Source organism: Veillonella sp., assembly GCF_018364065.1.
Taxonomy (GTDB): Bacteria; Bacillota; Negativicutes; order Veillonellales; family Veillonellaceae; genus Veillonella_A.
The window spans coordinates 214643-241265 of record NZ_JAGZMO010000001.1; the positions used below are offsets into that span (position 1 = coordinate 214643).

The 26623-nt window shown below is 42.2% G+C and carries 23 protein-coding genes and 1 pseudogene; 14 read left to right on the forward strand and 10 right to left on the reverse strand.

The window, feature by feature from the left end:
• The first annotated feature begins 119 nt into the window (after positions 1–119).
• From KHZ77_RS01000 to sufU, 10 genes are all read left to right on the forward strand, one after another.
• Positions 120–1727, forward strand: a complete 1608-nt coding sequence (locus KHZ77_RS01000; protein WP_295194775.1) for a histidine kinase dimerization/phosphoacceptor domain -containing protein — start codon at positions 120–122, stop codon at positions 1725–1727.
• A 155-nt stretch (positions 1728–1882) separates the two neighbouring features.
• Entirely contained in the window at positions 1883–2464 is a 582-nt protein-coding gene (locus KHZ77_RS01005) for an ANTAR domain-containing response regulator (protein ID WP_295194777.1), read from the forward strand.
• A 120-nt stretch (positions 2465–2584) separates the two neighbouring features.
• Positions 2585–2866, forward strand: a complete 282-nt coding sequence (groES, locus tag KHZ77_RS01010) for a co-chaperone GroES (protein ID WP_295194779.1) — start codon at positions 2585–2587, stop codon at positions 2864–2866.
• 138 nt (positions 2867–3004) lie between these two features.
• Positions 3005–4639, forward strand: a complete 1635-nt coding sequence (gene groL / locus KHZ77_RS01015) for a chaperonin GroEL (protein WP_295194781.1) — start codon at positions 3005–3007, stop codon at positions 4637–4639.
• 346 nt (positions 4640–4985) lie between these two features.
• Positions 4986–6239, forward strand: coding sequence for a diaminopimelate decarboxylase (locus tag KHZ77_RS01020; RefSeq protein ID WP_295194783.1), 1254 nt, complete (start codon positions 4986–4988; stop codon positions 6237–6239).
• A gap of 345 nt (positions 6240–6584) precedes the next feature.
• On the forward strand, positions 6585–7328 hold the full coding sequence (gene sufC, locus KHZ77_RS01025; protein WP_295194785.1) for a Fe-S cluster assembly ATPase SufC: 744 nt from the start codon (positions 6585–6587) through the stop codon (positions 7326–7328).
• 11 nt (positions 7329–7339) lie between these two features.
• A complete protein-coding gene (gene sufB / locus KHZ77_RS01030) occupies positions 7340–8749 on the forward strand; it encodes a Fe-S cluster assembly protein SufB (protein WP_295194787.1) in 1410 nt (469 codons plus the stop codon).
• Between the two features lie 9 nt (positions 8750–8758).
• The gene (locus tag KHZ77_RS01035) at positions 8759–9808 is read left to right on the forward strand and encodes a SufD family Fe-S cluster assembly protein (protein WP_295194789.1); all 1050 of its coding nucleotides are present in this window, start codon (positions 8759–8761) and stop codon (positions 9806–9808) included.
• Positions 9809–9830: 22 nt separating this feature from the next.
• Positions 9831–11060, forward strand: a complete 1230-nt coding sequence (locus tag KHZ77_RS01040; RefSeq protein ID WP_295194791.1) for a SufS family cysteine desulfurase — start codon at positions 9831–9833, stop codon at positions 11058–11060.
• A gap of 47 nt (positions 11061–11107) precedes the next feature.
• The gene (gene sufU, locus KHZ77_RS01045) at positions 11108–11548 is read left to right on the forward strand and encodes a Fe-S cluster assembly sulfur transfer protein SufU (RefSeq protein ID WP_295194793.1); all 441 of its coding nucleotides are present in this window, start codon (positions 11108–11110) and stop codon (positions 11546–11548) included.
• 138 nt (positions 11549–11686) lie between these two features.
• Here the strand turns inward: sufU and KHZ77_RS01050 are convergent, their stop codons facing one another.
• Positions 11687–11938 (reverse strand): (2Fe-2S)-binding protein, encoded by a 252-nt coding sequence (locus tag KHZ77_RS01050; protein WP_295194794.1) that lies wholly within the window; start codon positions 11936–11938, stop codon positions 11687–11689.
• Between the two features lie 171 nt (positions 11939–12109).
• Between KHZ77_RS01050 and KHZ77_RS01055 the strand changes: the two genes are divergently transcribed.
• Positions 12110–12787, forward strand: coding sequence for an HAD hydrolase-like protein (locus tag KHZ77_RS01055; RefSeq protein ID WP_295194795.1), 678 nt, complete (start codon positions 12110–12112; stop codon positions 12785–12787).
• A 274-nt stretch (positions 12788–13061) separates the two neighbouring features.
• Here KHZ77_RS01055 and KHZ77_RS01060 read toward each other — a convergent pair whose 3' ends face one another.
• Positions 13062–13565 carry an S-adenosylmethionine decarboxylase family protein gene (locus KHZ77_RS01060; RefSeq protein ID WP_295194796.1) on the reverse strand — a complete coding sequence of 168 codons (504 nt, stop codon included), beginning with the start codon at positions 13563–13565 and terminating at the stop codon, positions 13062–13064.
• Between the two features lie 424 nt (positions 13566–13989).
• On the opposite strand from KHZ77_RS01060, the gene KHZ77_RS01065 reads away from it, so the two are divergent.
• Together KHZ77_RS01065 and KHZ77_RS01070 are read left to right on the forward strand one after the other, a co-directional pair.
• On the forward strand, positions 13990–16818 hold the full coding sequence (locus KHZ77_RS01065; RefSeq protein ID WP_295194798.1) for an FAD-binding and (Fe-S)-binding domain-containing protein: 2829 nt from the start codon (positions 13990–13992) through the stop codon (positions 16816–16818).
• Positions 16819–17033: 215 nt separating this feature from the next.
• Complete coding sequence (locus KHZ77_RS01070) at positions 17034–18023, forward strand: site-specific integrase (protein WP_295194800.1); 990 nt, start codon at positions 17034–17036, stop codon at positions 18021–18023.
• A 323-nt stretch (positions 18024–18346) separates the two neighbouring features.
• Here the strand turns inward: KHZ77_RS01070 and KHZ77_RS01075 are convergent, their stop codons facing one another.
• Complete coding sequence (locus tag KHZ77_RS01075) at positions 18347–18598, reverse strand: LysM domain-containing protein (protein ID WP_295194802.1); 252 nt, start codon at positions 18596–18598, stop codon at positions 18347–18349.
• A 422-nt stretch (positions 18599–19020) separates the two neighbouring features.
• On the opposite strand from KHZ77_RS01075, the gene lexA reads away from it, so the two are divergent.
• Positions 19021–19704: a transcriptional repressor LexA gene (gene lexA / locus KHZ77_RS01080; RefSeq protein WP_295194804.1), complete on the forward strand. Its 684-nt coding sequence runs from the start codon at positions 19021–19023 to the stop codon at positions 19702–19704.
• Positions 19705–19947: 243 nt separating this feature from the next.
• Here lexA and dapA read toward each other — a convergent pair whose 3' ends face one another.
• From dapA to KHZ77_RS01115, 7 genes and pseudogenes are all read right to left on the reverse strand, one after another.
• Positions 19948–20829: a 4-hydroxy-tetrahydrodipicolinate synthase gene (gene dapA, locus KHZ77_RS01085; RefSeq protein WP_295194806.1), complete on the reverse strand. Its 882-nt coding sequence runs from the start codon at positions 20827–20829 to the stop codon at positions 19948–19950.
• Between the two features lie 20 nt (positions 20830–20849).
• A complete protein-coding gene (locus tag KHZ77_RS01090) occupies positions 20850–21881 on the reverse strand; it encodes an aspartate-semialdehyde dehydrogenase (protein WP_295194808.1) in 1032 nt (343 codons plus the stop codon).
• Positions 21882–21912: 31 nt separating this feature from the next.
• A complete protein-coding gene (gene dapB / locus KHZ77_RS01095; RefSeq protein ID WP_295194810.1) occupies positions 21913–22710 on the reverse strand; it encodes a 4-hydroxy-tetrahydrodipicolinate reductase in 798 nt (265 codons plus the stop codon).
• Between the two features lie 317 nt (positions 22711–23027).
• On the reverse strand, positions 23028–24701 hold the full coding sequence (gene recN / locus KHZ77_RS01100) for a DNA repair protein RecN (RefSeq protein WP_295194812.1): 1674 nt from the start codon (positions 24699–24701) through the stop codon (positions 23028–23030).
• Between the two features lie 4 nt (positions 24702–24705).
• Positions 24706–25161 carry an arginine repressor gene (gene argR, locus KHZ77_RS01105; RefSeq protein ID WP_295194815.1) on the reverse strand — a complete coding sequence of 152 codons (456 nt, stop codon included), beginning with the start codon at positions 25159–25161 and terminating at the stop codon, positions 24706–24708.
• A gap of 3 nt (positions 25162–25164) precedes the next feature.
• A pseudogene (locus KHZ77_RS01110) lies at positions 25165–25740 on the reverse strand (class I SAM-dependent methyltransferase).
• Positions 25737–26618, reverse strand: coding sequence for an NAD(+)/NADH kinase (locus KHZ77_RS01115; protein ID WP_295194817.1), 882 nt, complete (start codon positions 26616–26618; stop codon positions 25737–25739). Before KHZ77_RS01115 ends, KHZ77_RS01110 begins: the two are co-directional and overlap by 4 nt.
• Between the last annotated feature and the right edge of the window lie 5 nt (positions 26619–26623).

Sequence of the window (26623 nt, forward strand, 5' to 3'; positions counted from 1 at the left end):
CGCTAACTATTTTCGCAGTTCTCAATTCGCAGAAAGATACGTTAAACCTTTTTGCAGTAAGATGCGTTAAGCAATTTTCCAATAAGATATGTTACATAATGTTCGGCTAGGAGTATGGTATGAATATTGCTCAAATGTTAGAGACGAAAACAAATCTAAATCCGGTGCAACAGCAATTGTTGATTCATATTACTAAATTGCTGCCGTTTGCCAACTCCTTGCCGCAGCAGTCTGTCTTTTTATACACCTTGCACAAGGACGGCACCATTTTACACTGGACACCGCTCAGCCGGCGTTCCCACAAGAAACGCTTGCAGACGGACGATAAGACAGGCTATAAGTTCAGTCAGGCCGGTGATACGCCTGTACCTCGCAAGGAATTGGTGATTATGGAAGACGGTTCCCAGGCCTATAGCTTGGAAAATGTGAGCGCCTACGAATTGGCACTTTGGAATGAAGTATTCAATACAGGCCACGCCGTAAAGGGCTTCATGGAACGGTCTCACGGCAATCTGGACCGACTCATGGCATTTCCGATTAAGGACAACGGGGGCAAATGTATCGGCGGTATTGCCGTAGTTCATACAGGTTTTATGCAGCAGGATGAGCATCGCAATACAGCTTTATCTGATGTATTAGGGGAAACGACCTACTTGAGCATGCTCGTGCCGGCGCAGACACAGCTGGAATTGTACAAGCCTTTATCCTATAAAGACGGAGTCATTATTTTCGACGAAGCGGGCATTATTCTCTATGCCAATGAACCGGCGGCCAGACTGGTTGACCTGCTCGGCTTTGACCGCCGTCTATTAGGCACATCCATCTACGGTGGTTCTTTGAAAATGAGCTGGGTAAAGGAAGCGCTTCGCAATCATCGCGGTGCCGTATCGGAAGAGATTTACGGCAATATTATTGTAGAACAGACGATAATCCCTGTAAGCACAGGCCATCGAAGCAAACGAAGCTTTTTACTGTTAAAAGACCGCACTGAATATCGACGTCAGGAGCAGGCTTTACTCGTTAAGAACTCCGTTATTAAGGAGATTCATCACCGCGTAAAGAATAATCTGCAGGTCGTGGCGGGCCTATTGCGTATGGAGAGTCGCCGTTCCGATAATGAAGAAGTGAAAAAAGCTCTTCGGGAAGGGGTCAGCCGCATCGAAAGTATGGCGCTGGTTCACGAATTGATTTCTCACTATGACGAGGATTATATTAATTTGCGCACAATCGGGGAAGAGCTGTTCCGCCTGTTGCGGCGCGCCATGGTGCCGTCTGACAAAACGGTCTTCTTTTCCTATGACGGTCCCGATGTGGAACTGTCTTCGCATCGTGCAGGCTATGTGTCACTCATTTTAAATGAGCTTATCAGCAACAGCATGGAACATGGTTTTAACTTCCTAAGTGAGGAAAATAGCGGCGCTACGACGCATTCCGTTCAGTCTCATAACGAGTGGGACCTTATGGATGACAAACAGATAAAGGCGGATGCTTTGAATCGACGCTTCCGCATCAAAATGAAGGTAACGAAAACGAATGGTGAAATCACCTTAGTTTTATCTGACTCGGGCGTAGGTTTTCCTTCAGATTTCGATATTGTGAAAACATCCCGATTAGGGTTGCAGATTATAAAGAATCTGGTAGAGAATGAATTGAACGGCTCCATCCATTGTGGAACTGCGGAATCACATGGGGCGGCTGTCACCATTACCTTCAGTGATGCGGAATAATTAAGCCATATGTATTGAAAAGAAGCAGAATAATAAATCCATGAGTATTGAAAAGAATTGGCATAAAAGTCAAAATGTTTTAAAGACCATATGGAGTGCCGGTATCATATGAGATGTGAAAGCACGACAAAGATTTAAGAGAGAGGATGGGCTGTATGAAAGTCTTGATTGTTGATGATGAGTCACTCATTCGCATGGATTTACGAGATCAATTGGAAGCGGCCGGCTACGAAGTAATTGGGGAAGGCCGCAATGGTGTGGACGCATTGCGTTTAACTAAAGAGCTCTCACCGGAATTGATTCTTATGGACGTTAAAATGCCCGAATTGGACGGCATTGAAGCGGCTCGTCAAATTCGTCACAATCATCCATGTCCGGTTGTACTTTTAACAGCCTACAGCCAGGCCGACCTGGTGAAAAAAGCGGGGCAGTCCGGCGTTTACGGGTATTTAATTAAACCGGTACGGGAAGAGCAGCTTATCCCGGCGTTGGAAATGGCCTACCATCGTTTTATGGAAGACGAAGCGTTAAAAAAGAATATTACCGACCTGGAAGAAAGTCTAAAAGAGCGCAAATTAATTGCACGGGCCACAGGTATTCTCTGTAAGTTATACACAATCAGTGAGGACGAAGCCTACGGCCGTTTGCGCCGTTACAGCATGGATAAACGCCTTACTATGAGTGAAACTTGTGAGCGTGTTATCGAGGCTGCTAAAAAGTCAAAAAATCAAAAATAGTACTTGCATTTTATTTTTTATCCGCTATAATAATAATTGTAGTTAGCACTTGACCATAGTGAGTGCTAATAATGTAACCTATAAGAAACTGAAATAATTAGTTCAAAGGAGAGATTAACAATGATGAAACCTTTAGGCGACCGTGTCATAATTCGTGTCCTTGAAAAAGAAGAAAAAACGAAAAGCGGTATCTTTTTACCGGAAACTGCTAAAGAAAAACCTTCCGAAGGTGAAGTAGTAGCAGTAGGTGCCGGTAAAGTTTATGACAATGGTCAGCGCATAGCTCCTGAAGTAGCTGTTGGTGATAAAGTAATGTTCTCCAAATATGCCGGTACAGAAGTTAAAATCGATGGTGTAGATCACCTCGTAATCAGCGAACGCGATATTTTAGCAATTCTCTAATTGATGAAACGAGATCATCCCGAACACGCTGAAGCAGTTCCGATGGTCTGAAATATTTAATCAACCGGAAATAAAGTTTACTGATTTTATATAATACGTGATATGGCGGCAGACGCTATATACAGGAGGTAATATATTATGGCAAAAGAAATTCTTTTCAATGAAGAAGCACGCCGTGCCCTTGGCCGTGGTGTAGATGCATTGGCAAACGCAGTTAAAGTAACATTGGGACCTAAAGGCCGCAATGTTGTATTAGATAAAAAATTCGGTGCTCCAACAATTACTAACGACGGTGTAACCATCGCTCGCGACATCGAATTGGCTGATCCATTCGAAAACATGGGCGCTCAGCTCGTTAAAGAAGTAGCAACTAAAACTAACGACGTAGCCGGTGACGGTACTACAACTGCTACCGTTCTTGCTCAAGCTATGATTCAAGAAGGTATGCGCAACGTAGCAGCCGGTGCAAACCCAATGATTTTGAAAAAAGGTATTGAACTTGCTGTTGCTAAATTAGTGGACGAAATCAAAAAGAAATCCATTAAAGTTAACGGCAAAGCTGATATTGCTCAAGTTGCTTCCGTTTCCGCAGGCGACCAGGAAATCGGCGGCTTAATTGCTGAAGCTATGGAAAAAGTTGGTAACGACGGCGTTATCACTGTAGAAGAATCCAAAGGTCTTCAAACAGATCTTTCCGTTGTAGAAGGTATGCAGTTCGACCGCGGCTACATTTCCCCTTACATGGTAACTGACCCTGATAAGATGGAAGCCGTAATGAACGATCCTTACATCTTGATCACTGACCGCAAAATCAGCGCTATTGCCGACATGCTTCCAACTCTTGAAAAAGTGGTAAAACAAGGTAAAGAACTTCTCATCATTGCTGAAGATCTTGACGGCGAAGCATTGGCTACATTAGTAGTTAACAAATTGCGCGGTACTTTCAAAGCTGTAGCTGTTAAAGCTCCTGGCTTCGGTGACCGTCGTAAAGCTATGCTTGAAGATATTGCCATCTTAACCGGCGGTGCTGTTATCTCCGAAGATATGGGCCGCAAATTAGACGCTGTTGAACTTGAAGATCTTGGTACAGCTCGTCAAGTACGCGTAACTAAAGATGAAACTGTAATCATCGATGGTGCAGGCAATGCAGACGCTATTAAACAACGCGTTAACCAGATTAAAGGTCAATTGGAAGAAACTACTTCCGAATTCGATAAAGAAAAACTTCAAGAACGCCTTGCTAAATTGTCCGGCGGTGTAGCTGTTATCGAAGTAGGTGCTGCTACTGAAGTTGAATTGAAAGACAAAAAACTTCGCATCGAAGACGCATTGAACGCTACTCGTGCAGCTGTTGAAGAAGGCATCGTAGCCGGCGGCGGTACTACTTTGATCGACATCCTTCCAGCTCTTGAAGACTTGAAAGAAGAAGGGGACGTACAGACAGGTATTAACCTTGTTAAACGTGCTGTAGAAGAACCTCTTCGTCAGATCGCTTACAACGCAGGCCTTGAAGGTTCCGTTGTTGTAGAACGCGTTAAAAACACTGAAAGCGGCGTAGGCTTCAACGCTCTTACTGAAGAATATGTGGACATGGTAAAAGCCGGTATCGTAGACCCAGCTAAAGTAACTCGTTCCGCTCTTCAAAACGCAGCTTCCATCGCAGCATTAGTATTGACTACTGAAAGCATCGTAGCTGATAAAGTAGAAGAAAATGCAGCAGCTCCTGCTATGCCTCCAATGGGTGGCATGGGCGGTATGGGCGGCATGATGTAATAAATCATAAAACCATACGCAGTGCTTCATAGGTACTTGTACCGATGAACTAAGCTGAATATAAAGGGTTGTAACCGAAAGGTTACAGCCCTTTTTTGTATATAGGGAAAATTTTCTTCACAACTTTATTCTATAGAATTGACAGAACCTATCAAAATTAAGTATAATTTAGTTCATACATAAACATGTATACATTATACGTGAACAAATTTTACGCTGTTTAAGCGCCAAAGCGCGAGCAGGGAGCGTATGATGGACAGAGAAAAAACACTGATGAGAGTCGCTGTATTGTCTATAACTGTAGGCAGCATGGCACTCTCATACATTTATAAGGAGGAGAATTCGCATGAATCAAAAAACATTACCCGTATCCAATGAACAACTACATGAAATTATTGCACAGTATCCAACACCTTTCCACATGTACGATGCGAAGGGAATCGTTGAGAATATTCGCAAATTTATTGCTGCTTTTGACTGGGTGCCGGGATTTAAGAATTACTTTGCTGTAAAAGCAACTCCAAATCCATACATTATGCGACTTCTTCAAAATGAAGGGGTAGGCGCCGACTGCTCGTCCATGGCGGAACTCGTGCTCTGCGAAAAAGTGGGCATATTGGGCGATAACATTATGTTTACCTCCAATGACACACCATATGAGGAGTTTGCCAAAGCTTTTGAACTGGGTGCCATCATCAACCTTGACGATATTACACATATTAAATATATTGAAGCACGCCGTCCATTACCTGAACGTCTTGCATTCCGCTACAATCCGGGCTCTTTGAAAGAAGGGGGCAATACGATTATCGGTATTCCGGAAGACGCAAAATACGGCATGACCGGCGATCAGATTATTGAAGCGGTAAACTACTGCAAAGACCGCGGCATTACCAGCTTCGGCCTGCACACCATGGTAGTGTCCAACGAGTTGGATCTGGAAGGTCTTATCGGCACAGCACAGCTCATGTTCGACTTGGCCGTGCGCGTAAAAGAAGAAACAGGCGTTATGATTGATTTTATCGACCTTGGCGGCGGTGTAGGTGTAGCTTACAGACCGGAAGACACACCGGTTGATTACGAAGCTCTCAGCGCCGGTATTAAAGAAGTCTACAATAATACACTCATAGCCAACGGCTTCAAAGATGTATCCTTAGTATTCGAATGCGGCCGTATGGTTACAGGCCCTTACGGTTACCTGGTAACGACCGCCATTCACCACAAAGACATTTACAAACATTACATTGGTCTCGATGCCTGTATGACGCACTTAATGCGTCCTGCTTTGTATGGTTCGTATCATCATATTACCGTAGTAGGGAAGGAATATGCACCGCTGGATCATGTATATGATGTGACCGGCTCCTTGTGCGAAAACAACGATAAATTTGCCATTGACCGCCAACTACCGGAGATTGTGGACGGAGATATTTTAGTCATTCATGACACCGGAGCTCACGGCCATGCTATGGGCTTCAACTACAACGGCAAATTGAAATCTGCCGAATTGTTACTCAATGAAGATGGCAGCGTAACTCAGATTCGTCGTGCAGAAACCTTAGATGACTTATTTGCAACATTGGATTTCAGTAATTTATAATAAAACACTATTATTTTTCATGAGTGTATGTTATAATATTTAGGAAATTTATAACAATGAAACATTCTAATTGCAAGCATTTTTAATGTTTCATATAAAATTTAATAATATTTTTAAATTCATAGTATTTTAGTAGAATTTAACTTGCACAGCACAGTGTAAGGCTGTATAATGTTTATTAGGTATAAATGTTACAAGTCTTGATGGTTACCAAAGTGGTATGAATTTAATGCTTTTATGAGCGGTATTTCACTTTGGTGGAATATCGCTTTTTTGTATTTACACCTATATACTCAATATCTATGACAAAATATCATAATTAAACAATAAAGGAGTGACCGAATCGTGGCAGAATTGCTTCGCGTAGAAAATCTACACGTATCCGTAGAAGGTAAAGAAATACTGAAAGGTATCGACTTAACGATCAATAAAGGTGAAATCCATGTAGTAATGGGTACTAATGGGGCAGGTAAATCCACTCTGGCTAACGCTATTATGGGCAACCCTGTGTATGAAGTAACAGAAGGTTCCATTACATTTGAAGGTGAAGATATTACTGAAGAAGATGTAAACAATCGTGCGAAAGCCGGCATTTTCATGTCTTTCCAAAACCCAATTTCCATTCCCGGCATTACAGTTGAAATCTTCATCCGTACAGCCAAAGCGACTGTAACCGGTGAAAACGTTCGTGCCTTGGCATTCAAAAAAGAATTGAAAGCTAAAATGGATGAGCTTTCCTTCGACCAGACTTACGCTCAACGCTATGTAAACGAAGGCTTCAGCGGCGGGGAACGCAAAAAGAACGAAATTTTGCAGATGGCCATTTTAAACCCTAAATTGGCTATGCTTGACGAAACAGACTCCGGTCTTGACGTTGACGCAGTGCGCATTGTTTCCGACGGGGTAGACCGTTTCCACAATAAGGACAATGCCGTATTGATCATTACACATCACAATTCTATTTTACAGAAACTTAAACCTGATTTTGTTCACGTTCTTATCAACGGCAAAATCGTTAAAACCGGTGATGCATCCTTAGTAGCTGAAATCGAATCCAAAGGCTACGATGCTTACAAAGCATTAGTTTAGGAGGCTTGTTAATGGAAACTAGAAAGAAAACTCATGTAGAGGAGATGGATCGCGGCGTCTACGATATAAAGAATGACTTCGAATATTCTTACAAATCCGATGCCGGTCTTACAGAAGACATTATTCGTGAGATTTGGTCCAATAAAAATGAACCTGAATGGATGTTAGACTTCCGTCTTAAATCCTTAAAAATATATAACGAATTGGATATTCCAAACTGGATTCCTGATATTAGCGGACTCCACATGGAGAATATCGTAACCTATGTTAAGCCTAAAGTAGATATGAAAGGCGACTGGGACGAAGTTCCTGAAGATATTAAGAGCACATTCGACCGCCTCGGTATTCCGGAAGCGGAAAAAACATCCCTTGCCGGCGTTGGCGCTCAGTATGACTCCGAAGTTGTTTACCACAGCATTCAGGAAGACCTTGTAAAACAGGGCGTTATCTACACAGATATCGAAACTGCGCTTCATGAACACGAAGACATCGTTCGTCAGTACTTCATGACGTTGGTGCCACCAACTGACCACAAATTTGCCGCACTTCACGGTGCTGTATGGTCCGGCGGTTCCTTCGTATACGTACCGAAGGGCGTACAGGTAGACATTCCGTTGCAGTCTTACTTCCGACTCAATGCTCCTGGTGCAGGACAGTTCGAACATACCTTGATTATCGTTGAAGAAGGCGCGAAAGCTCACTTCATCGAAGGTTGTTCCGCTCCTAAATACAACGTGGCCAACCTTCATGCAGGCTGCGTAGAATTGTTCGTTAAAGACAATGCCACACTTCGTTATTCCACCATTGAAAACTGGTCGAAAAACATGTACAACCTCAATACAAAACGTTCCCGCGTAGGCAAGAACGGTACAATTGAATGGGTAAGCGGATCCTTCGGTTCTAAAGTATCCTGCTTATATCCTATGAGTATTTTAGCCGGTGAAGGGGCTCACTGCGAATTTACAGGCGTAACATTTGCCGGTGAAGGCCAGTACCTCGATACAGGCGCTAAAGTAGTACATGTGGCACCACATACAACAAGTAACATCAACTCCAAGTCCATTTCCAAGAGCGGCGGTGCAGCGATTTACCGCGGCGTATTGAATATCGGCAAAAATGCGGAGCATGCGAAAGCCACTGTATCCTGTGAATCCTTGATGCTCGATCAGGAATCCCAATCCGATACAATTCCTTCCATTTCCATTGAAAACGATAATGTGGACTTAGGTCACGAAGCTAAAATCGGTCGTATTTCCGATGAAGCTATTTTCTACCTCATGACACGCGGCATCAGCGAAGAAGAAGCGCGCGCTATGTTGGTTCGCGGTTTCGTTGAACCGATTTCCAAAGAATTGCCATTGGAATATGCTGTAGAAATGAATAATTTAATTACCTTGGAACTTGAAGGTTCTATCGGATAGGAGGTACTGATGAGTAACGTATTATTTAATGAATTACCCAGACCTACCTTCCGTTGGTTGCAGGTAAATCATACTGAAGGCGTTGTTGCTTCCGGTAACGCGCCGGCCTCTATTGCCGTAGATGCGGCAGAAGGGGTTGTGTCTGAAATTAAAGACACTGCTTTAATGAATCCAAACTTTGAAGGTGCTGAAGCTACATCCTTAAAAGCTGTAGCGGAACAGTTCACCAAAGGCCTGGCAATTACGGTTCCTGCCAAGGGCCAAGAAAAAGTTGCTATTTATATTGATGCAAACAGTGCCAGTGTGGGCGACAAAACTCGCGTTTCCATTCAGGTAGCATCAGAAGGCAGCCTGGAATTACTTTACGTAGTTACCGGCGAAGCCAAAGAAGGCGGCATCAACTTATTGACTGAAGTGAATGCTGCTCCAAACGCCAATGTAGTGATTAAAAAACTGCAGATGCTCAGCGAAGGTGTTCAACAAATCGAACATCGCTACACTAAGCTTGGCGAAAACAGTAAAGTAGAGTACTTGAACGTTGAATTGGGCGGCCAGGAAAGCTTCCTGCATTATACACAGGATTTATCCGGTGATGAAGCTCATATCGTTCATGACTTGGCATACTTGGGCGACAACAAGCAGAAATTTGACATTTCCATGCTCATGTCCCATATTGGCCGTAAAACAGTAAGTGACATTCATGTACTCGGCGCCTTGGGCGGCGAATCAAAGAAATCCTTCCGCGGCACCTTGGACTTTATCCGCGGCAGCGTGGCTTCCGAAGGGGCGGAAGAAGATACATGCGTATTACTTGATCCTACTGTTAAATCCGTATCCTTACCATTATTGCTCTGTAAAGAAGACAATGTAGTAGGTAACCATGCGGCCAGCGCCGGACAATTGGATAAAACAAAATTATTCTACATCATGAGCCGCGGTTTCAGCGAAGCGGAAGCTAAGCATATGATTGTAGAGTCCATGTTACGCCCGTTAATCGACCGTTTAGGCAGTGAGGAATTAGAAGAAGCAGCCTTGAAGACTGTTCGAGAAAAGATTTAATATAGGCGGAGAGGATACTATAATGAGAGCTATTACTGAAGCATATAAAGATTTTCCAATCTTAAAGAGAGAACATAAAGGCCATCGCATTGTGTACTTGGACAGCGGTGCAACCACTCAAATTCCTGAGCAGGTGGTAAACGCGTTAAATACACATTTACTGAACCATAACGGCAACCCACATCGCGGTGCTCACATCTTGGCTGTGGAAGCATCCGAAGCGTACGAAACAGCACGCGATGCGGTACAACGTTTCATCAACGCCAAAGAGCGCGAAGAAATCGTTTTGACCCGCAATACGACTGAAAGTTTGAACCTCATTGCCAACAGCTATGCAATGAACAATCTTAAGAAAGGTGACAAAATTGTCATCACCATTGCGGAGCATCATGCCAACTTGGTTACATGGCAGGTAGTGGCTCAACGTACCGGCGCCGTTTTAGAATACATGTACCTGGATGAATCCGGTCATTTAAAAGACGGCGAAATGGATAAGATTGATGAAAATACTAAAATCGTATCCTTCGCGCATGTAAGTAATGTTTTAGGTATGGAATTCCCTGTGGAAGAACTCATCAGCCGCGCTCACAAAGTTGGCGCTATCGCCATTCTTGACGGTGCACAATCGGCGCCTCACAAGAAGATTGACGTGCAGGCTCTTGACTGTGATTTCTTCGTATTCTCCGGCCATAAAATGTGTGCCTCCCAGGGCATCGGCGTAATGTACGGCAAACGTCATTTGTTGGAAGAAATGCCTCCATTCTTATTGGGCGGCGACATGATCGAATACGTACAGGAACAGACTACTACATACAATGAAGTTCCTTACAAATTCGAAGCAGGTACACCAAATGCTCACGGTGCCGTTACATTGAAGGCTGCTATTGAATACTTGGAAGAATTCGGCATGGAAAACATCAATGCATACGAAAAGGAATTGGTAAGCTATGTATTGCCTAAGTTATTGGAAATTCCTCACGTACATGTATTAGGTTCCGAAGATCCTGCTGAAAAACACGGTGTAATCGCCTTTACTATCGACGACGTACATCCTCATGACGTAGCTACCATCTTGGACAGCTATGGCGTAGCAATTCGTTCCGGTCATCATTGTGCACAGCCTTTAGGCGCTTACTACAATGTACCGGCCTCAAGCCGTTTAAGCATGTACATTTACACACGCAAAGAAGATTTGGATATTTTCTTAGACGCTGTTAAAAAAGTACGTCCAACTATGGGGTTACCGGAATAATACAAACACCGACAGAATACGAAACATAATGTAGGAGGTTTATTCCCATGGAAATGGATCAGTTATATACTGAATTAATTTTGGAGCACAATCAGGACAAACGCAACAAACGCCTGTTAGATGTATTTACTTCATCTGAACACGGTCACAATCCAAGCTGCGGCGACGATTTGACATTGCAACTTGATGTGAAAGACGGAGTAGTAGCCGATGCGGCTTACACCGGCTCCGGTTGTGCCATCAGTCAGGCATCCGCGTCGATGATGATTGATATTGTAAAAGGCAAATCAGTGGAAGAAGCATTTCATCTGGTAGACTTGTTCTTAGGTATGATCAAGAAAGAAGTAACCGACGATGAAGAGTTGGAAGAATTGGAAGATGCTATTGCATTGAAGAATATTTCCAACATGCCGGCCCGCGTAAAATGTGCTGTATTAGCATGGCATACATTGAAAGAAGCTTTGAAAAAAGAAGAAGCGGCAAAATAAACTGAGCGCTGCTTTATAACTACGAAGTAAACTAAATGCTAGTTCATAAAAGTAGTATAGTAAAAGGAGTTAACCACAATACCATATTGGGGTTAACTCCTTTTTTATACATTCATATTTATTTTTGCGGATAGGCTTTTAATCTTCTTTCTTAGCGCCCGGTTTAGGCAATTTGCCCATGTCCTGTAAGAGCTTCACGATGCGCACACCGCAGTTTTTACCGCCGCAGGAACCTGTACCGGCACCGGTGCGTTCACGAATCTTAGGAATTGTATCACAGCCGTCGTTAATGGCTTCTTTAATTGTCTTACGGCTTATGCTGCGGCAAGTACATACTTTTGTATATTTGTCCAAAATACTTTCCGGCACCTTTTGTTCTTCAAAATCCATAGGATTACCTCCCATTCAACATACTACTTAGTATTTTTTTAATATAGCTGTTCTATGGTACAATAACAAATGTAGGAATATGATTATAGACCATTTGTTTATCATTATTGTAACACACAATGGTAACATACAATAGTAAAATTCATTGTCCATAAAAGAAAGGAAAGGCCCATGATTTGTATTATCTTTGACCTTGACGGTACCTTAACCGATTCCCAAACAGGTATTATTACATCCATTAAATACGCATTGGATAAAAAGGGAGCTCCTATTCCCGATGATCCAACGTTACAACTGTTCTTAGGGCCGCCTATGCTTGACTCCTTACAGGAGCATTGCCATATGACCTTGGAAGAAGCACAGGAAACATACGGCTATTTTAAAGAACGTTATGAAACGATTGGCAAGTTTGAAAACGAAGTGTACCCGGACATTGAGTCCATGTTGGTAACATTGCGTCAGACCAATACGTACGTGGCTGTAGCTACGGCAAAACCGGAGCATTTGGCACGGGAAATCTTGGATCACTTCAAATTAACACAATATTTTGAAGTCATTAAAGGGGCGGACGCTTCTAAAAACTTAGTACACAAGGAAGACATTTTGCGCGAAACCATTAAGGAATTGCGTGAGCTTTCCTCAAGCCGCGTAAAACGAACTATTACAGGCTGGTACATGGTAGGGGACCGCAAATACGATATTTGGGCAGCCAAAGAGTTGGGTTGCAAAGCTATCGGCGTAACTTACGGCTATGGCACCTTGGAAGAACTGGAAGCGGCGGAGCCGAACTACTTATGTGACAATCCGTCGGATGTAGTACTTCAGATCGCTGTTGATACATTGTTATAATAGAGATTTAATAATATTGCTTTAGTACATATAGGTATTAATTAAGACATTTACGGTAATACTTATAGTGAGTTATTATAAACAATTTAAGAACGTTAGTAATAAATAAAAAAGACTGTGGAGCAGTGGCTTCACAGTCTTTTTGTATTGTTTTTGTAATATTTGTTACTTTTTTGTAAGTTTTGCAACATTTGTATTATTTTAGTAATATTTTTGTTTTTGATTTTTGGATATATTTAATTTTGAATTTTTTGATATATTTTGTATGTGTTTTTTATATATCTTCCGGGTGTTGTGTGTTTTTCTTGGCAATCACTTTAAATACTTTAGCGCCTTTAGATTTCAGTTTTGTACCGGTTTCTTTGAGGCGCAAGCGGGTACGAGTTACACGGGCCATAGCGGAGAGGGAAGTCTTCTTGCGAGGTTTCATATCGCGAAGAGAGCCGAAATCACCGCGGTTAACGCTAGTGGCTTTTACACGTTCCGCACCGAAGGATTGCTTCAATACACGCATAATCAAAGTTGCCTGCAAAGGAATGCCGAAGGTATAAATATCGGCTGCGGCATAGCCCATTTCAGGATAGGTATGGACAATTACATGACAGCGATTGGTTACAGCAATCAAAATAACTTCGTCGTCCAGTACCTGACAACTGATTTCATCAATCGGCTGATTAGCCGCTTCCAATGCATTGGTTACGCTTTCCTGAATCATAACAGGGGAGCTTACCGCATCTTCTAAACAAGCATATAAATCTATAAGTAAATGTGTTCCCATAGAATGAGTCATTAGGAGTCACCTGCCTTTATCGTAGTGTAATAATTGTTCTAATCGTAGTAATTGTAATCGTTATTTTTTCGTCGAATCTTTAATCTATCGAATGTGTTAGTATCTTTTTCGATTGCTTTCAGTATTCATGTATTTTATTCACCCTTAATATATCATCTAATTATACCTTGTATTACTTTGATTGTAAAATACTAGAATTTAAAATTATTGTTTATGCGTTACAGTGATAGTAAAACCTTTGTATACCCGTTTTATACCGATTTTTAAATCAAACGTAACATTGTAATGTATTTAATTTACTTTAAAACTATAGTATGTTATTCTTAAATTAAATATATATTATAAGTTTACCATGCGGTAACATCTAAGTGATGTAGTGACTAGTAGCAGTAAGGTAGGAGGTCCTAAACTAATGGGTATGGTATTAAGAAAAGACTATGACACCTTTGTAATTGAAGCAAAGAAGATTTGTCCTGATCGCGTATTTACCGATTATTTATTACGCTATGCGTACGGCATTGATGCATCATGCTACAGCTATTTGCCAAAAGTAGTGGTGAAGGCACACAATGAAGCGGAAGTTATTCAACTCGTTTTATTGGCTAACCGTTGCGGTACACCGGTTACATTCCGTGCGGCCGGCAGTTCCTTATCCGGTCAGGCATCCAGTGAAGATGTGTTAATCGTTGCCAATGACGGCTTCAAAGACGTAACTGTTTTAGAAGGGGGCAACGCCATTCGTTTGGGTTGCGGCGTTATCGGCATTGATGCCAATGATGCATTGGTTCAATATGGCAAGAAAATCGGTCCTGATCCGGCTACATTGGCTACAGCATTAGTTGGTGGTATTTTAAATAATAACTCCAGCGGTATGTGCTGCGGTACTGCGCAAAACTCGTACCAGACAATTCGTTCCCTGCGCGTTGTATTGGCTGACGGTACTGTACTTGATACAGGCAATGAAGCCAGCGTAAAAAGCTTCTTACAGACTCATAAAGCCTTAGTAGAAGACTTATTGAGCTTGCGTAGCCATATTATGGAAGACAGCGACCTGGTTGATTTAATTCGCCGTAAATACAAGATTAAAAATACAACCGGTTACAGCATTAACACCTTAGTAGACTTCCACGATATTGTAGACATTTTAAACCACATCTTTATCGGCAGTGAAGGTACCTTGGGCTTCGTAAGCGAAGTAACTTACAACTGCGTAGATGATGTAAAACATAAAGGCTGCGGCCTCTTATTCTTCGAAAAATTGAGCGACGCTTCCAGAGCCGTTGTGGCATTGGCAGGCATGAGCCGCGAAGTAGTTGTAGCTGCGGAAATGATGGACTATCTAAGCTTGAAGAGCGTTCAGCAGTTACCGGAAGTGCCAAGCTTCGTACGCGACGTTCCGGAAGGAACCAGCTGTATTTTATTCCAGTCTGAAAGCGCTGATGAAGCAACCTTGGATAAAAACCTGGAATACATTAAAGAGCAGTTGAAAGATATTCCTACAGCCATTCCAAGCTTATATTCCAAAGATGCAGCTGAATATAATCACTGGTGGATGATCCGTAAGGGCTTATTGCCAATCGCTGCGGGCTTACGCCGTTCCGGTACAACTGTAATTACGGAAGACGTTTGCTTCAAAATTGACGATTTTACCGACGGTATCGAAATGATCACCGAATTATTCCATAAATACGATTTCGTAGACAGCGGCATTATCTTCGGTCATGCTTTAAGTGGTAACGTTCACTTTATCATTACACCTAACTTCAACGAACAACGCGAAATGGATAACTTCGCCGGTCTCGTAAAAGAAATGGCGGAACGTGTAGCCGGTGTAGAAGGCTCCATTAAAGCGGAACATGGTACAGGCCGCATGGTGGCACCATTCATCGAATTGGAATGGGGTAAGAAAGCATATGCCGTAAACCGCCGTATTAAAGAAATCTTTGATCCATCCGGACTGTTAAACCCTGATGTAATCATCACTGATGATCCTGACATTTACAAGAAAAACTTGAAGGCAATGACCGAAATCGATCCATTGTTCAATATGTGTATGGAATGCGGTTTCTGTGAAAAACATTGTCCAAGCCGTAATTTGACATTAACACCTCGTCAACGTATTTCCTTAGTTCGTGAGGAACAACGCCTCTTAAAAGAAGGCAATACAGCGATGGCGGAAGACCTGAAGAAGGGCTACGAATATTACGGTGTTGACACTTGTGCCGCATGTTCCATGTGTTCTCAGTTATGTCCACTTGGCATTGATACAGCACAAATCGCCATTTCCTTACGTAAAATCGATCCTAAGGGTCGTCCGTTAGCTAAAGCATTGTACAATAACTTCAGTACAACAATTAAGGCGGCCAAAGTAGGTGCCACATTGGGTGGTGCAGCCGGTGCCATTGCTACGAAAGCTTTATTATCCAAGATTAGTGCCGATGCACATAAGATTACAGGTTTAACACCATATGTGCCATCAACTATGCCTAAAGCTAACACTTACACGTTGAAGAATAAACGTAATCCTGAATATCAACGCAATGTAGTATACTTCAGCACTTGTGCCAACCGTGCATTCCGTCAGAACCAAGGTTACAACGATACACGCAGCTTGCAGCAAGTATTCGAAAGCTTATGTGATAAAGCAGGTTACAATGTAATTTATCCTGATCACATCGAAAATCTCTGCTGTGGCTTGAGCTTCGAAAACTACGAAGAAATCGATAGAAAAGCATTGGCTGACTTGACAGCGGCCTTAACAAAAGCCAGCGAAGGCGGGGTATATCCGATTGTAATCGACCATTCCGCATGCTTCAACCATGCATTCAAACACATTAAAGGTTTGAAGATTCTTGATATTTCCGAATTCTTGTATACAATCTTACCTAACTTGGAAATTACGAAATGCGACGAATCAGTTATCGTACATAAACAATGTAAGATTAAAACATTAGGCAAACAACAATACATTGAAGATTTAGCCCGTGCATGTACTGATAAAGTATTCAACATTAAGAGCTTTGCATGTTGCGGCTTTGCCGGTCAAAAAGGTTTCTTTACACCTGAATTGAATAAATCGTCCACAAAAGACTTGGCTGCTGAAATTAAATCCTATGGTTGTACCTTAGGCGTAAGTTCCAGTTCAACTTGTGAAATCGGTTTAGGCGAAAATGGCGGCATTCCATTTGTAAGCATTGCATACTTATTGGATCGCTGCGCATCTAAGAAGTTCCCATACTAATTAGTATTATAGAATTAGTTAGTATCATAGAATTAGATGGTGTAGATTGAATGTAGTATAACTTACTGGCTAAATTACACGGTTATACACATTATAGGTAAAACTTAATATGGGCCCGGAATTGACACTTTTTCGGACCTGTGATAAAATTACTTCCGATAACGATATATTATCGGAAGTAATTTTTTATTAAAAAATAAGAGAGGTACGTCAAAATGGCTTCAAATAAGCATTTCTACCTACGTTCTAACGAAATACTCATGGCCAGCTCCAAACTCTCCCAAAAAGCGAAACAAAGTATTCTCCTATCTAAATCGGAAAATACAATCAACGCTTACGAGTCTGACTGGTACGATTTTGTATATTGGTGTGAATCTCATAAGACAGATTATTTCCCGGCCACACCGGAAACCATCGTTAACTATATTAACGATTTAGCTGACAATGCCAAGGCTAATACCATATCACGTCGCATTAGCGCCATTTCTGAAAACTTTAACGCTTCAGGCCTTGCCGACAATCCTTGTAAATCTTCCTTGGTTAAATCCGCCCTTCGCGGTATTCGCCGTTTAAAAGGCACTTACCAACAAGGCAAGACTCCAATCCTCTTAGATGACCTGGAAGACATTTTTAAGGAAATGGAGACCTTGGATATGCCGGAGCTTTTAAAACTTCGGGATAAGGCCATTCTCCTCGTGGGCTTTATGGGCGCCTTCCGCCGCAGCGAATTAAGCGCTATTACGGTGGAAAACCTTACATTCTCACCACAAGGCGTAGAAATCTTCCTGGACAGTTCAAAAGCCGACCAAGAAGGCCAAGGTGAAGTTGTAGCCATCCCATTTATCGAAAACGCTGAATTTTGCGCTGTAAGGGCCCTCAAAGACTGGCTCAGGTATTCTGGTATTAAAACCGGTCCAATTTTCAGAGGTTTTACGAAGAATATGAGCCTTCGCAAGACTGCCATCAGCGATAAAAGCATTGCCGAAATTGTTAAGAAATATGTAAGCCTTATCGGATTGGATCCGAACATGTATGGCGCACACAGTTTGCGTCACGGATTTGCCACGACGGCCGCAGCCTATGGCGTTGAAGAACGTAACATTATGCGTCAAACACGCCATCATAGCGTCAATATGGTACGTCGTTACATTAACGAAGCCAATCGCTTCGAAAATAACGCGATCAATACAATCTTTAAGAGATAATATATTCAAGACTTCAGAGATATTCTTAATTAAGACCGTACAGATATTTTCAATCTTGAATATCAACTTTATTATATAAGTTGTTATATAGAAATTTGAATAGATCCTTATATGGAAATAAAAAAGGAATTCACAAGCCGCTTGCGAATTCCTTTTACCATATTCAATTGTCCTATATACACAGTATCCGTCATTTGGCTGTACTGAATATAACAAGTTAATTTTTCTTAATCAAAACATATAGCGCTGTAAACATATAGTACTGTTTAATATGTTTAATAACATATATAACGCATTATTACTTTGTTCGTTATTATGTTCGATTAATCATTTCTGGCCATATAGCCGTTAGCATTTACATGATTCTGAATTGTTGGAACCTTGATTTGACTGCCCGGAGTTAACACTACGGAGTCATCAAGTCCGTTTAAACTTTTCATTGCATGAATCACTTCACGCACATCAACAGTATTATTGGAATTCGCTGCCGCTATATCCCATAAAGTGTCACCGCTTTTAACAGTAACAACTTTAACATTATGTACATCAATCTGCTGCGCAGATGTATTCGTCATAAAAAAGCCAATTAAAAGGGTGAAACACATGCTTAGCGCTATTAACAAATCTTTTCTCATAAGTACTCGCCTCACTATATTATTCACTGACATAGCCTCATCTCTTTACTCGTCTTTTCTTGACTCTTATTCGGCTATCATCGACTCACTAACATCGAACATTTAATTTAGAATGTATGTTCTCTTACAATGAAATTATAACACACGAATAAATGTTCGGTCAATAGTATTTTCGAACATTTATTTGACAACTTTCAAATGTTCGATTTATAATAATACTATAGTATAAAATATAATTGATTATTTAGTGCTTATTATTAAAGTGATTTATAAAGTGACTTAGATTCTTATCGTAGAACAGATTTTATAGTAACTTAGATTTTATATATTCTTTTGTTTTCAATGAATGCGAGGGTTTTATTTTGAGACGTCCGGCTACCGATATAAATTCCAAACAAAAACGTATATTAGACTACATCACCGAGTGTTTACAGACGAATTACCGCTGTCCCAGTGTGCGCGAGATCTGCACGTACATGGGCCTCAGCTCCACTTCTACTGTGCAAAGCCATCTAAATACATTAGAACGTTTCGGATATATTACACGTGATAATAACAAGAACCGTTCCATCACTGTTGTGGGTATGCAGGAACGTTTGGCTCCTTCTGTGGCGGTTTCAGAAGATAAACAGGTTACGTCCTCCGAAACCTTTGAAATGCTGCAATCCAAGCTCCGCAATGTACCTCTTATCGGTACCGTTCAGGCCGGCTTGCCTGTTACAGCCATTCAAAATCAGGAATCTGTAGTGCCTTTGCCGCTCTCTTTAATCGGTAACTCCGAGTGCTTCTTGTTGCGCGTACGTGGCGAATCCATGCGTGATATCGGCATGTATGAAGGCGATTTACTCATCGTCCGCAATCAATCTACGGCCAACAATGGTGATATTGTAGTAGCCCTTATCGACGACGAAGCAACCGTAAAACGCTTCTATCGTGAACCGGACCGCATTCGTTTACAGCCGGAAAACAGCGAATTTGAACCTATTTACACAAAGAACTGCGTCATCGAAGGCAAAGTTATCGGTCTTATTCGCGATCATATTTAAACGTATTCTTACGCTATATTTTACCCTTGCATACACCTACTAATTAAAACCAGGCTATCCAAAGTTATTGGATAGTCTTTTTTATGTTAAAACTTTTCTTATATTAAAACTCTATTATATAGAACAAACTAAAATTATCTTAATTTCACGAAAATCAAAAAGCGAACACTTGTTTGTCTGAGATATTTTCTCTTAAGTAAACAAGTGTTCGCTTTTATTTTTATAGCTAATATTGTAACGTTCTTATTTAATATACGGTGCAATGGCTGCATCAACTACAGCTGCTTCGCTGTCTGTAGGTTCACACATTGGTAAATGGAATGGACCTGCCGGTAATCCCATTTTGCGTACTGCATATTTTACAGGGATTGGATTTGTAGTTACGAACATAGCTTTAAATACAGGTTGTAACTGTTCGTTAATAGCTTTTGCTTTTTCCACATCCCCTGCTTCATAGGCCTGAATCATTTCGTTCATTTCTTTGCCTACCACATGGGCCGCTACGGAGATAACGCCTAAACCGCCAATGGCTACCATAGGCAATGTTAACGCATCGTCACCGCTGTAGATCATAAAGTCTTCAGGCAATAAATGGTAAATGCGCTGTGCTACGGAAATATCGCCGCTCGCTTCTTTAACGGCACGAATATTAGGACATGCTTCGTTAAGCTGGGCAATTGTTTCAGGTGTAATACCTGCACCGGTACGGCCGGGCACATTATACACGATAATAGGCAATGTAGTTGCTTCCGCAATGGCTTTAAAATGAAGGAATAAGCCACGTTGGTTAGGTTTGTTGTAATAAGGAACTACGGCCATTACCGCATGCACGCCTGTCTGAGCAGCGCGTTTTGTAAATTCCACGGAGAGTGCCGTATTATTGGAACCTGTATTGGCTACAATGGTTCCCTGTTGACCACATTCACGGGCAATCAGCTCGAACAGTTTTAATTTATCTTCATTGTCAACGGTTGGACTTTCACCGGTTGTACCACAAACAATGAGTCCGTCAGACCCGTTTGCCAATAAATATTTTGCCAGCGTTACCGCTCCGTCAAAATCCACGGCACCGTCTGCCGTAAATGGCGTAACCATAGCTGTTAATACACGACCTAAAGATTGCATAGAATTACCTCCTATGGAAATTAAAAGTTTTGTTTTTCAACGATATATTCCGCAATTTGAAGTGCATTTAATGCGGCACCCTTGCGAATCTGATCCCCTACAATCCAGAAGTTCATGCCCTTGTCGTTATATAAGTCTTTACGGATACGTCCGATTTCACAGTCATTTTGATTGGATGTATATAAAGGCATAGGATATTCCTGTGCACTTGGATTATCTTTTACAATCAGACCCGGGAATTTTTCACAGGCCGCTCTGAAATCAGCTACGCTTACCGGTTCTTCCGTTTCTACGAGCACAGATTCTGAATGGGAACGATATACAGGGATTCGAATGGTGGTCGGCACGATCTGAATGGTATCATCGTGCAAGATTTTGTGAGTTTCGTTCACCATTTTCATCTCTTCCTTAGTATAATCATTATCCAGGAATATATCAATCTGAGGAATTACATTAAAGGCGATTGGATAATGTTTTTTATCCGATGCGCATGGAAGAATATTGGCTACCGGTTCCTTGCCTGCCAAATAATCATTTACCTGGTTGGTCAATTCATCAATTCCTTCTTTACCGGCACCGGATACGGCCTGATAAGTACTTACAACAATACGTTTGATTGGAGATAAGTCATGAAGCGGTTTCAAGCCTAAGGCCATGATGATTGTAGAACAGTTCGGATTGGCAATAATACCTTTATGGGTATCAATATCTTCCGGATTTACTTCAGGCACAACTAACGGTACATTCGGATCCATACGGAATGCACTGGAGTTGTCAATAACGATGGCGCCGCGTTTTACTGCTTTCGGAGCCAAGGTCTTCGAGATAGATCCGCCTGCAAACAAAGCAATATCGATGTTTTCAAAGGATTCAGGCTTTGCTTCTTCTACCACATATGTCTTGCCGGCCACTTCCAATTCCTTACCGGCCGAACGAGCTGATGCTAATAATTTTAAACTTTCGAATGGGAAATTACGTTCTTCAATTAAAGTAATAAATTCCTGTCCTACGGCGCCTGTGGCACCTAAAATAGCTACACGTGGTTTTCTCATATCTATCTCTCCCTATAATAATTAATTTACTTTACAAATAATGCTCCAAGCCGTAAACAAGGCCTTTCTTCTCAGCAATTTTCTTGCAGGCCAATACGACGCCCGGCATAAAGGATAAACGACTCAATGAATCATGGCGAATCGTCAGGGTTTCATCGTAACCGCCAAATAATACTTCCTGATGCGCTACATAACCTGGCAGACGAACGCTGTGAATAGTCACATCATCTACCTTGGCACCGCGTGCACCCGGTAAACTTTCTCGGGTTAAATCTTCCGCTGCCGTTGCACCGGCGGCCGCCTTAGCTTCATTGATAAGCTTAGCGGTCAATACGGCTGTACCGGATGGCGCATCGTACTTGTGGTTATGATGAAGTTCAATAATTTCCACATTTGGGAAATAAGGAGCCAGCTCAGCCGCTGTTTTCATCATCATAACGGCACCGAGTGAAAAGTTTGGTGCTACCAGACAGTTTGCACCGGTTCGTTCGCCAATTTTAGCCAATTCTTCACGTTGTTCCGCAGTTAAACCGGTAGTACCGATAACCATGTGAACCCCCGCTTCAAGAACGGTCTTGGCATTTTCAAAAATAACGGCCGGCGAAGTAAAATCAACGATTACGTCAGGCTTTCGCTTAGAAAGGGCCTCAGTTAACGAAGTATCAATGGCTATCCCAAGCTCCTCAATACCGGCCATAAGACCTACGTCTTTACCGGCGGCGCTGGGATCAATGCCACCCACTAAGGTAAGGTCTTTATCGGCATGCACCGCTTTTACGACTTCGCGGCCCATCTTGCCGGTTGTACCACATACCATTACTGTTGTCATTTTAATCCCTCCTAAGAAAAAAGATCAGCGGATTAGCTACCACTGATCTAGGTTAAAAACCTAACCAACCCTTCTCATATACATATAAGAATAAGATAGTTAATAAAAATAATCCATATTTTTAAACGATTACAAATAGTATATAATCATTTTGTCCTATCGTCAAATACTTTTGTACACAAATAGGACTATCACTATATTAATATTATAACTATACTCAGATAATAAAATTCAACTATTCTCAGCCGGTAAAATTTAATTAATCTGAGCTGATAAAAATTAAGGATTCTCAGTTAGTAAAACGCAACTGACTGCTTCTAGTTCTTATGGAAATGAGCAATCATTTCGCGAGCTGTTTCCAATGCGGTGTGGGAGAAATCCTGTCCGGACATCATGCGGGCAATCTGCTCCACATGTTCTTCGTCGCTGAATTCCTTAATATTTGACACTGTACGGCCGTCCACTTCTTCTTTATACAGATGATAGTGCTTATCTGCAATGCTGGCTGTCTGCGGCAAATGAGTAATACAGAACACTTGCGTGTTTTTACTGATCTGCTGAATCTTGGACGCTACGCGCAACGCAATGTCGCCGCTAATCCCCACGTCGATTTCGTCAAATACCAATGTTTTGAGCGTCTGATCATTGAATACAGTCTTAAACGCCAAGGCGATACGGGAAATTTCACCGCCTGATGCAACTTTATGAAGGGGCAACAGGTCTTCCCCTTTATTGGCGTTAAAGAGCAATTCAATACTCTTCGCACCTAATCGGCACAGTGTTTCGCTCGGTTCAATTTTAAAGGTAAGGCGCGCATTCGGCATGCCCAAATCGGACAGCTGTTTCTGCAGAAGATTAGCAATCTCCTTGCTGTTAGCATGACGCACATCCGTAAGGGTTTTCAAGGCCGCTTCCGCTGCCTGCTGATTCTTAGCAAGTTCCGCTGCCAATTCTTCCTTCGCAAAGCTCTGCGATTCCAATTCTTCCAGGCGGGCCTGCGCTTTCTCTTCAAACTCCAACACAGCCTCAATGGTCTCGCCGTATTTTCGTTTAAGTCCGTAAATTAAAGAGTCTCGCTCCTGACAATACGCATAACGCTCTTCGTCATACGATATGGTATCGCGATATCTGTCTAAAGACTGAGCCACTTCCTCCAATTGGAAATAGGCGGAGTTCAATAAGTCTGACGTATCCTTTAGGGCTTCGTCAATACTTACCAAGTCCTGAATCTCTCCCTTTATGGCATTCACTCTGTCCAAAATGGCATAGCGGTCACTATAAAAGGCATCATAGGACTGACCAAGAATCTTATCCATTTGTTCGAAACTTTCCAGTCGTTTCAGTTCTGCAGAAATAGCGGCATCTTCACCGGGCTTCAATTGTGCTTCTTCAATTTCATCAATTTGAAAGCGCAACATATCCAGTTCGCGAGCACGTTCCGCAGCCATCCCTTCCAGATTATCATAGGCCAAACGAGAGGCTTCGTAGGCTTTAAAGGCTTTCACATAATTTCCAAAAGCAGTTTTCCCCTGCTCATTGTATTCGTCTAAATAGCGATGATGATAATCCGCATTTAGAAGGAGCTGGTTATTATACTGGCCGTGAATATCCGCTAAATAAAGGCCGATTTCACGCAATGCTTTTAGAGGAATTACCTGGTCATTAGCCAATATATTCGTTTTTCCCTGTCGATTGAAGGACCGGGACAATATAAGCAAGCCGTCGTCTTCAACGGCAATATTTTTAGATGTAAGCAAATCCAGCAGCGCTGTATTATCTCCTATATCAAAGACACCTTCAATAATGAAGGCGTCTTTTTCATGTCGAATAAATTCACTGCTGGCCCGCTCGCCGAGCAATATACTGAGTGCGTCCATTAAAATTGATTTACCTGCACCGGTTTCACCGGTAAATATGCTTATGCCCTTGGAAAAATTCAAATTCATATGTTCAATGAGGGCAAAATTGCGAATCCCCATTTGTACCAGCATATAATTATCCCTTCATCAAATCAGAAATTCGTTTTAGGATAGGTTGAACTTCGTCAACGGAACGAGCAAGCAACAGGATTGTGTCATCACCGGCAATGGTTCCGATAATTTCATTCCATTTTGCATGATCGATGGCAAAAGCCACTGACTGTGCAGAGCCCGGTAATGTATGGAGTACAATCTGGTTCATTGCAAAATCAACACGGGTAATAGAATCCTGGAATAAGCGATGAATACGGTTCGTAAATAACAGTACATTTTCTTCCGGTGACAATGCGTAACGGTAATGTCCGTCCCCTGTAGGAATCTTGATGAGCATCAATTCCTTAATGTCGCGGGATACTGTAGCCTGCGTAACTTCAATACCGCGTTCCGCCAATGCTTGCGCCAATTCTTCCTGTGTCTCGATGGATCTGGATTGTACAATTTCTTTTATGATGTTATATCTATAACGTTTCATAAGTCACCGTCCTTTGATAAAAAATAAGATAGGTGGATGATTCGCCTGGTTTAAAGGCTGCCAGGTGGAAACATCAAACTGTTTTTGAGGAATACTGCGTAAATACGCTGTGACCGCCTCCATTTCAGCTTGGCCTTCCGCCGTGCCCGGATACGCAACCACCGTGATAAGTCCGTGATCACTCAGTATATTAAGCCCCTGTTCCAGAGCCTTAATCGTCGTGTCACTGCGAGTCATACACGCGTGATCGCCGCCCGGTTAATACCCTAAGTTAAATATAAGTAAGTCAATACCTTTAGTCCATTCAGTTTGCTCCAACAGCACATCATGAGACCCCTGTAAAAGGGTTATGGAAATGTCTGTGCGAGCACACTGTGCGTCCAAGAGTTCTCGACTTTTTTGCAATGCTTCACTTTGAAGATCAAGTCCCCACAAGGAGGTCCCGCCTTCACAATGCGTGGCCAGGTAGAGTAAATCATGACCGTTGCCGGCCGTGGCATCTACGATGACCCGTGCGTCCTTCAGTTGGTCCTGCCAGAAAAGATGTTGAAACTTTACGGCATGATTGAGATTAATCATAAGAGCTCATCTCGCCGTGCCGACAATTTTCTAAACAAGGTGGCAAAGAACTTCTGATCGTAGAAGCGCACGTAGCGACTATATAAAGAGCTTGCTTCAATGTGCAAGGAATCTTCGTGAGTAAACTCGTAGTTGAAGGTGCCGTCTATGCAGATATGAAGTGAACCCTGCCGCTTCGGCATGGTCAAATCTACACGGGCGCTTTCTTTCAATACAAGAGATACGCTCTGCAATAGATGCGGCGCTACCGGGGTAATAATAATGGAGTGATTGTCCGGCGCCATAATCGGACCGCCGGCAGACAAGTTATACCCTGTAGAACCTGTGGAGCATGCCACAATGAGACCGTCAGCCGGATACATCTGCGTATGACCTTCATTGATGGCCAAATTGATGCGGGCCATTTTAGCCGGTTCTTTGCAGGTGATCGCCACTTCATTGATGATTGGCGTCAATTTTGTTACGCCGTCAGGATGACGAATCTCTGCTGCCAAGTGAATACGGCTTTCCACGCGATAATCACCGCGGGCAATCTTATCGATGCGCATTTCCATTTCCTTCAGCTCAATCTGATTCAAGAAGCCCAATTCACCGAGATTAATCCCGCAAATCGGTACATCGTGCATATAAATCTGACGAGCCAGGTGAATTAACGTACCGTCACCGCCAAAGCTGAATGCAATGTCCAAGTGTTTAAAAATTTCCGGCCGCGGCAATACGCGACTCTTCGGTACCCCTAATAAATTAGGCACATCGTACTCTTCAAGATCGGCAGGGAGCCACACTTCCAAGCCTCGTGCCACACAATAGTCATGGGCTTCTTTCATTATGGGAATAATATTTTCCTTGCCCATATTGGGAATAAATCCTATACGCATATAAT

Coding starts and splice junctions, on each gene's coding strand:
- KHZ77_RS01000 (WP_295194775.1), top strand. CDS start 120: ATGAATATTGCTCAAATGTTAGAGACGAAAACAAATCTAAATCCGGTG.
- KHZ77_RS01005 (WP_295194777.1), top strand. CDS start 1,883: ATGAAAGTCTTGATTGTTGATGATGAGTCACTCATTCGCATGGATTTA.
- groES (WP_295194779.1), top strand. CDS start 2,585: ATGATGAAACCTTTAGGCGACCGTGTCATAATTCGTGTCCTTGAAAAA.
- groL (WP_295194781.1), top strand. CDS start 3,005: ATGGCAAAAGAAATTCTTTTCAATGAAGAAGCACGCCGTGCCCTTGGC.
- KHZ77_RS01020 (WP_295194783.1), top strand. CDS start 4,986: ATGAATCAAAAAACATTACCCGTATCCAATGAACAACTACATGAAATT.
- sufB (WP_295194787.1), top strand. CDS start 7,340: ATGGAAACTAGAAAGAAAACTCATGTAGAGGAGATGGATCGCGGCGTC.
- KHZ77_RS01035 (WP_295194789.1), top strand. CDS start 8,759: ATGAGTAACGTATTATTTAATGAATTACCCAGACCTACCTTCCGTTGG.
- KHZ77_RS01040 (WP_295194791.1), top strand. CDS start 9,831: ATGAGAGCTATTACTGAAGCATATAAAGATTTTCCAATCTTAAAGAGA.
- sufU (WP_295194793.1), top strand. CDS start 11,108: ATGGAAATGGATCAGTTATATACTGAATTAATTTTGGAGCACAATCAG.
- KHZ77_RS01050 (WP_295194794.1), bottom strand. CDS start 11,938: ATGGATTTTGAAGAACAAAAGGTGCCGGAAAGTATTTTGGACAAATAT.
- KHZ77_RS01055 (WP_295194795.1), top strand. CDS start 12,110: ATGATTTGTATTATCTTTGACCTTGACGGTACCTTAACCGATTCCCAA.
- KHZ77_RS01060 (WP_295194796.1), bottom strand. CDS start 13,565: ATGGGAACACATTTACTTATAGATTTATATGCTTGTTTAGAAGATGCG.
- KHZ77_RS01065 (WP_295194798.1), top strand. CDS start 13,990: ATGGGTATGGTATTAAGAAAAGACTATGACACCTTTGTAATTGAAGCA.
- KHZ77_RS01070 (WP_295194800.1), top strand. CDS start 17,034: ATGGCTTCAAATAAGCATTTCTACCTACGTTCTAACGAAATACTCATG.
- KHZ77_RS01075 (WP_295194802.1), bottom strand. CDS start 18,598: ATGACGAATACATCTGCGCAGCAGATTGATGTACATAATGTTAAAGTT.
- dapA (WP_295194806.1), bottom strand. CDS start 20,829: ATGCAATCTTTAGGTCGTGTATTAACAGCTATGGTTACGCCATTTACG.
- KHZ77_RS01090 (WP_295194808.1), bottom strand. CDS start 21,881: ATGAGAAAACCACGTGTAGCTATTTTAGGTGCCACAGGCGCCGTAGGA.
- dapB (WP_295194810.1), bottom strand. CDS start 22,710: ATGACAACAGTAATGGTATGTGGTACAACCGGCAAGATGGGCCGCGAA.
- recN (WP_295194812.1), bottom strand. CDS start 24,701: ATGCTGGTACAAATGGGGATTCGCAATTTTGCCCTCATTGAACATATG.
- argR (WP_295194815.1), bottom strand. CDS start 25,161: ATGAAACGTTATAGATATAACATCATAAAAGAAATTGTACAATCCAGA.
- KHZ77_RS01115 (WP_295194817.1), bottom strand. CDS start 26,618: ATGCGTATAGGATTTATTCCCAATATGGGCAAGGAAAATATTATTCCC.